This window comes from Anaerotalea alkaliphila, from assembly GCF_010179735.1.
Classification (GTDB): Bacteria; Bacillota; Clostridia; order Lachnospirales; family Vallitaleaceae; genus Anaerotalea; species Anaerotalea alkaliphila.
This window is the reverse complement of the sequence record NZ_JAAEEH010000064.1, coordinates 1-6,796: the sequence shown is the minus strand read 5'-3', so window position 1 is coordinate 6,796 and position 6,796 is coordinate 1. Positions and strand designations below refer to the sequence as shown.

Sequence of the window (6,796 nt, the reverse complement as noted above, 5' to 3'; positions counted from 1 at the left end):
TCTGCGGGGAGCATGGCGGAGACCCCAGCACCATCGAGTTCTGCCACAACATCGGACTGGACTACGTGTCCTGCTCGCCCTTCAGGGTTCCCATCGCACGGCTTGCGGCGGCCCAGGCGGCGATCAAGGCCAAGAAATAGTCCGGAGCCAGTGAACGCAATCACAGTAAAGGAGGCGTATCATGAGGATAGTCCTGCTGGGGGCGCCAGGTGCCGGAAAAGGAACGTTGGCGAAGGAAATCGTCCGCAGGTACCAGATACCCCATATCTCCACCGGTGACATTTTCCGCGAGAACATCCGGAATGGAACAGAATTGGGGGAGAAGGTGAAGGGATACATGGAACAGGGGCAACTGGTGCCGGATGCGCTGGTGGTGGACTTGGTCGGAGATCGGATTGCCCAGAGGGATTGCTTGAAGGGCTACGTGCTGGATGGTTTTCCCAGGACCCGCCAACAAGCGGAAGCCCTGGACTGTTTGCTTTGCGAAAGGGAAGAAAAGATCGACCGCGTGATCGAGTTGGAGGTGGCGGAAGAAACAATTCTCAGGAGGATGTCCGACAGGAGGGTCTGTGCAGATTGCGGAGCCGTTTGGAACCTATCCAGCAATCCGCCACAAACGGAAAATGTTTGCGATCAATGTGGAAATGCCTTGGAACAGCGTGAAGATGACAAGGAGGAAACGGTTCTGCGGAGGCTGGAGGTCTACCGTGTGCAAACCAGTCCGCTTGTGGAATACTACGATGGACAGGGAATTCTGGCGACCATCAACGGAGATATGCCCGTGGCGGAGGTGGCCGAAAGCATCATTGGCATCCTGGAGTAGGAGAAAGGATGTGGAGGGAGGTTTCAACGTATGACAATAGATGACAACAAAGTGAAAAACGACATTGCCGAGGGCAGGACAGCCCTGGGCATCGAACTGGGGTCGACGAGGATCAAGGCGGTCCTCCTGGGGGAGGGTGACACGCCGGTGGCTTCCGGCAGCCATGACTGGACCAACAGCCATGTGGACGGCATCTGGACCTACGGCGTCGACGAGGTCTGGAAGGGCGTGCAGGATGCCTATGGAAAGATGGCTGCGGACGTGAAGGCCCGGTACGGGGTCGAACTGGCGAGGGTCGGCGCCATCGGATTCAGCGGCATGATGCACGGATACATGGCCTTCGACAAGGAGGACAATCTCCTGGTGCCCTTCCGGACCTGGAGGAACAACATCACCAGCGAGGCGGCGGAAGCGCTGACGAAGCTGTTCGACTACCCCATCGCCCAGCGATGGAGCATCGCCCACCTGTACCAGGCAATCCTGAACGGGGAAAGTCATGTGGCCGAGGTGGCCTATGTCTCGACCCTGGCAGGATACGTCCACTGGCAGCTGACCGGTGAGAAGGTCATGGGTGTGGGGGAGGCCTCGGGCATGTTCCCCATCGACTTGGAAACGGCCGACTACAACCGGCGCATGATCGGGCAGTTTGACGAGCTGGCGGAAGCGAAAGGCTTCGGCTGGCGGCTGGACCACATCTTCCCGAAGGTCCTTGTGGCCGGGGAAAGTGCAGGTGTCCTGACGGAGAAGGGGGCGAAGCTGCTGGACCCCAGCGGGAAGCTTGCGGCGGGCATCCCCTTCTGTCCTCCGGAAAGCGACGCCGGTACGGGGATGGTGGCCACCAACAGCGTGGCCGAGCGGACCGGAAACGTCTCCGCCGGGACATCGGTCTTCACCATGATCGTCCTGGAGAAGGAGCTGTCCAAGGTCCACCCCGAAATCGACCTGGTGACGACGCCGACTGGAAAGCTGGTGGCCATGGCCCACTCCAACAACTGCACGTCGGACCTGGACGCCTGGATAGGCCTGTTCGGGGAAGCGGCCCAGGCGTTGGGAATGGAAGTGGACATGACGACCCTCTACAAGACGCTGTACACCAAGGCGCTGGAAGGGGATGCGGACGGAGGCGGGCTGCTGGCCTACGGCTACCTGTCCGGAGAGCATGTGACCCACTTCGAGGAAGGGCGCCCGATGTTCGTGCGTTCCTCCAAAAACAACTTCAACCTGGCGAACTTCATGCGGGTGCACCTGTACACTTCCCTGGGCGCCATGAAAATCGGCCTGGACATCCTCCTGAAGGAGGAGGGGGTCCGGGTGGACGAGATCCTGGGCCACGGTGGCCTGTTCAAGACCAAGGGCGTCGGACAACGATTCATGGCTGCGGCGGCCAACACCCCCGTTTCCGTCATGGAGTCGGCAGGGGAAGGCGGCGCCTGGGGCATCGCCCTGCTGGCTTCCTACATGATCAACAGGGAAGAGGGGGAGACCCTGGAGGCGTACCTGAAGCACAAGGTGTTCGCAGGCCAGGAAGGCGTGCGGATGGAGCCGGACCCGAAAGACGTGGAAGGGTTCGAAGTCTTCCACCAGCGCTACAAGAAGGGCCTCCCCATAGAAAGGGCGGCGGTCGACTGTCTGAGATAGAAGCCCGGGCCAAGGCGGTCCTGTAGACAAAAACAGGCGAAACATACTATAATGGGAACCAGGCAAGAGGTTGTCTCTGTAACGGGACAGCCTCTTGCCATTGGAGAAGAATTGAGGAAATGAGGTAAACGACATGCGGAAGCTTTTCATATTCGATTTGGACGGGGTCATCGTAAACAGCGAGCCCCTCCATGAACATGCGAAGAAAAGGATCCTTTCGGAGGAAGGAATCGAGGAAGACCTGGACCTGTCCTGGTCCGTGGGGCAACCCAGCCAGATCCTGTGGGAGACGCTCATCCGGCGGTTCGGCCTGAAGAGGACGGCAAGGGAGCTGGAGGACCTGCAGTACGCCCATATCCTGGAAGAGATCAGGGAGAAGAGGATCCCAACCACGCCGGGCCTGGAGGAGCTCCTTTCCCATCTGGAAAGCCAGGGGATGCGGATCGGACTTGCCTCCTCCTCGGACCAGGCCTATGTGGATGCGGTCCTGGAGCATTACCGGCTCTCCGGCACTTTCCGGTATGCCATCGGAGGCGACCGGGTCCCCCGGAAGAAGCCCGCCCCGGACGTGTACGAGGCGGTGCTGGCCCAGGCCAAGGTACTGGCTTCGGAGGCGGTCGCCCTGGAGGACTCCGCGGCCGGAAGCACCGCGGCCCAAGCCGCAGGCATTCCCTGCATAGGCTACATCAACCCGGATTCGGGGGCCCAGGACCTGTCCCGCTGCATTGGGACAATCCGACACCTGGAGGATGCGGCCGCAATCCTGGAGGAGATGGACAACCTTTGAGGGACCTTTGTGTCCACCAAGGGTTGTCTTAATTTGTTATTGACATATGCCCTAAATAGCGTATAATGGAACTGTAAAGAGCATATGTCCAAAACTATGCTGATCGGCGATGAGGAGAAAAACCATGCCAAGACCGAGAAAATGGAGAAAAGTCTGTTGCCTTCCGGACAGCAATCTGTACGGCCCCCTGGGCAGGACGGAAATGGAGAAGGAGACCATCACCATGACGGTGGAGGAATACGAGACCATCCGCCTGATCGACCTGGAAGGGCTGATGCAGGAGGAATGCGCCCAGCGGATGGATGTGGCCCGCACCACCGTCCAGCGGATCTACAACGACGCCCGGAAGAAGCTGGCGGATTCTCTTGTGAACGGACATATCCTGAAGATCGAGGGCGGAGACTACAAGCTGTATGAGGAACAGGAACGGGAGGCCGGCTGCGGTGGATGCCACAGGCGGCGATGCAGGGAAATGAGGAGGTTCGCAGATGAGGATAGCAGTACCGGTGAATGAGAAGAACATGGAAACGACGGTGTGCCCGTCCTTTGGAAGGACGCCGTTCTTCCTGGTATACGACACACAGACCCAGGAGGCATCCTATGAGGACAACAGCGCCGCATCCAGCCAGGGCGGCGCAGGCATCAAGGCGGCCCAGGCCCTTGCGGACAGCAAGGTGGAGGCCGTCCTGGCTCCCCGCATGGGAGAGAACGCATCGGATGTGCTGGTGGCGGCGGGCATCGCCGTCTACAAGACCCAAGGGGACAATCTCCAGGAGAACCTGAAGGCATTCGAGGAGGGGCAGCTGAAGGCCCTGGAGGAAACCCACAGCGGCTTCCACGGCCACGGAGGGCAATAGGGATGCGGATTGCGGTCCTCTCCGGCAAGGGCGGCACAGGCAAGACCCTGGTCTCCGTGAACCTGGCGGCGGTGGCCGGAAAAGCCGCCTATGTGGATTGCGACGTGGAGGAGCCCAACGGACATCTTTTCCTCAAACCGGAACAGGTGGAGACACGGGAAGTGACCGTCAAGATTCCCGTGGTGGAGGACAGCCTCTGCACCGCCTGCCGGATCTGCACGGAATTCTGCAGGTTCAACGCATTGGCCCTTGTCCGGGAGAAGCTCCTGATTTTTGAAGAAATCTGCCATTCCTGCGGGGGGTGCACGCTGCTGTGTCCCCAGAAGGCCTTGTGGGAAAAGGACAAGGTCATCGGGAAGGTGGAGGCGGGAAGTTCAGGGGAAGTCCGGGTCCTTTCCGGAATCATGAACACGGGAGAGGAATCCGGGGTTCCTGTCATCAAGGCCCTGCTGCGGGCCCTGCCGGAGTTGGACCGGGAAGGGGACGTCTTCATCGACTGTCCGCCGGGAAGCGCCTGCACCGTCATGGAAAGCATCCAGGACGCGGATTTCTGCGTGCTGGTGGCGGAGCCCACCCGGTTCGGGGCACAGAATTTGTCCATGGTCCACGAACTGGTGGAGGTCTTCCATAAGCCCCACGGGGTTGTCCTGAACAAGGTGCTGGAGGGGGAGGAAGACCCCTCCGAAGAGTACTGCAAGTCCAAGGGAGTCAAGATCCTGGGACGCATCCCCTTCGACCGGCACCTGGGAAACCTGAACGCGGGGGGCCGGGTGGTCTCCCGGGAAGAAGAGGCCTACCGGACGCTTTTTGAAGGCCTGTTGCAGGGAATCCGAAAGGAGGTGCGCCATGAAGCAGCTGCTGGTGCTTAGCGGAAAAGGAGGCACGGGCAAGACCACCGTGGCCAGCGCCCTGGTCAAGCTGTCTGCCGCCAAGGCTTATGCCGACTGCGATGTGGACGCCCCCAACCTGCATCTGGTCATGGGATGGGAGACCCAGCCCCGGCGGACGGACTACTACGGACTGCCCAAAGCAAAGATCCATCCGGAGCTTTGCGCAGAATGCGGGGAGTGCAGGGCACACTGCAGGTTCGACGCCATTTCCCTGGGGGAAGGGTACCGGGTGGACCCCTTCGCCTGCGAAGGCTGCGGGGTCTGCGCCGAAGTCTGTCCGGCAGGCGCCATCACCATGGAGCCTGCCGTGGCAGGGGAATACCAGCTCTACAAGGGGGACGCCGTCTTCTCCACAGCCCAGCTGCGGATGGGCAGCGGCAATTCCGGCATGCTGGTGTCGGAAGTGAAGAAGCAGATGAAGGAGGAGGCTCCGGAAGCGGACCTGGCCATCATCGACGGGTCGCCCGGCATCGGCTGCCCGGTCATCGCCTCCTTGAGCGGGGTGGACATGGTCCTGCTGGTGGCGGAGCCTTCGGTGTCCGGCATCAGCGACCTGGAACGGGTACTGGCCACCGCCCGCAAATTCCAGGTGCCGGCGGCGGTCTGCGTCAACAAGTACGACACGGACCTGGACAACACCGGGAGGATCGAAGCCTTCTGCAGGAAGGAAGAAATCCCCTTCGTGGGCCTGATCCCCTTCGACCCGGAGGCGGTTAGGGCCATCAACCGGGGGGCCAGCATCGTGGATGCGGACTGCCCCTCCGGACAGGCGGTGCGGGGAATCCGTGAGAAGACGCTGGAACTGCTGTACAAGGAAGGGTGAGGGATATGACCATAAAGACACTGGTGGAGAACACCATCCTGGGGGAAGGGCTGGAAGCGGAACACGGCCTGAGCCTCTACATTGAGACAAAGGAGCACAAGATCCTGTTCGATGCGGGAGAGAGCAGCCTGTTCCTGGAGAATGCGGCCAAGATGGGCGTGGACCTTTCCAAGGTGGACCTGGTGGTCATCTCCCACGGCCACCGGGACCACGGGGGAGGGCTGGAAACCTTCCTGGACAACAACAGCCATGCCAAGGTCTATGTGCGGGAAGGGGCCTTTGGGCCCCATTACGCCCAGCGCAAGGATGGGGTCGAGGAGATCGGACTGGACAGGGAACTGCTGTCTAGGGGTCGTTTCGTCTTCGCCGGGGAGAGGCTGGACATCGACGGGGAACTGACCCTTTTTTCCGGAGTCGTTGGCAACCGGCTGAACCCTTCCGGCAACAAGCGTCTGCTGATGGAGAAGGACGGGGAACTGGTGGAAGACGACTTCTCCCATGAACAGAGCCTGCTGATCCGGGAACAAGGCAGTACGGTGCTGGTGGCGGGCTGCGCCCACCGGGGCATCGCCAACATCCTGGAGCATGTCCGGGAAGCGGTGGGAAGCTATCCGGACCATGTGGTGGGAGGATTCCACCTGATGAACAATTCCGCAGGCACCACGGAGAACCCGGGGGTTGTGGCCCAGCTGGGAGGCTATCTCCAGGGAATAAAAGCCGTCTGCCACACCTGCCATTGCACCGGACTGGAGCCTTACGGACAACTGAAAGGCATCCTGGGGGACGGCATCGGCTACCTGTCCACAGGAAGCGTCTTGGAAATCAACTAAAAGGATTTATTTTAGGAAGAGAAGACTTGTGGTAATAAGTCAATATGAAGTTTTATAATTATTTTACGTATTTTCTTAAAGAAGGCAACACTTAACAAACCCAATTGGATTAGTTGTTTGAAAGGATATGCGCATCGATCATTTCGTC

Annotated in this window: 9 protein-coding genes; all 9 read left to right on the top strand. The window is 60.0% G+C overall.

Annotated features, from left to right (window positions below; translation table 11 throughout):
• Window positions 1-140: putative PEP-binding protein (locus GXN74_RS13825; protein ID WP_162371529.1), on the top strand; the 140-nt coding region annotated here is incomplete at its 5' end.
• A gap of 41 nt (window positions 141-181) precedes the next feature.
• A complete protein-coding gene (locus tag GXN74_RS13820) occupies window positions 182-823 on the top strand; it encodes an adenylate kinase (RefSeq protein WP_162371528.1) in 642 nt (213 codons plus the stop codon).
• A 30-nt stretch (window positions 824-853) separates the two neighbouring features.
• Window positions 854-2,461: a xylulokinase gene (locus tag GXN74_RS13815; protein ID WP_162371527.1), complete on the top strand. Its 1,608-nt coding sequence runs from the start codon at window positions 854-856 to the stop codon at window positions 2,459-2,461.
• Between the two features lie 133 nt (window positions 2,462-2,594).
• Window positions 2,595-3,248: an HAD family hydrolase gene (locus tag GXN74_RS13810; protein ID WP_162371526.1), complete on the top strand. Its 654-nt coding sequence runs from the start codon at window positions 2,595-2,597 to the stop codon at window positions 3,246-3,248.
• Between the two features lie 124 nt (window positions 3,249-3,372).
• Window positions 3,373-3,762 carry a DUF134 domain-containing protein gene (locus GXN74_RS13805; RefSeq protein WP_162371525.1) on the top strand — a complete coding sequence of 130 codons (390 nt, stop codon included), beginning with the start codon at window positions 3,373-3,375 and terminating at the stop codon, window positions 3,760-3,762.
• Window positions 3,737-4,105 (top strand): NifB/NifX family molybdenum-iron cluster-binding protein, encoded by a 369-nt coding sequence (locus GXN74_RS13800; protein ID WP_162371524.1) that lies wholly within the window; start codon window positions 3,737-3,739, stop codon window positions 4,103-4,105. Before GXN74_RS13805 ends, GXN74_RS13800 begins: the two co-directional genes overlap by 26 nt.
• 2 nt (window positions 4,106-4,107) lie before the next feature.
• Window positions 4,108-4,974: a nucleotide-binding protein gene (locus GXN74_RS13795; RefSeq protein WP_162371523.1), complete on the top strand. Its 867-nt coding sequence runs from the start codon at window positions 4,108-4,110 to the stop codon at window positions 4,972-4,974.
• On the top strand, window positions 4,952-5,818 hold the full coding sequence (locus GXN74_RS13790; RefSeq protein ID WP_162371522.1) for an ATP-binding protein: 867 nt from the start codon (window positions 4,952-4,954) through the stop codon (window positions 5,816-5,818). The genes GXN74_RS13795 and GXN74_RS13790 overlap by 23 nt, the downstream gene beginning before the upstream one ends.
• A gap of 5 nt (window positions 5,819-5,823) precedes the next feature.
• Window positions 5,824-6,648: an MBL fold metallo-hydrolase gene (locus tag GXN74_RS13785; protein WP_162371521.1), complete on the top strand. Its 825-nt coding sequence runs from the start codon at window positions 5,824-5,826 to the stop codon at window positions 6,646-6,648.
• Window positions 6,649-6,796 lie beyond the last annotated feature (148 nt).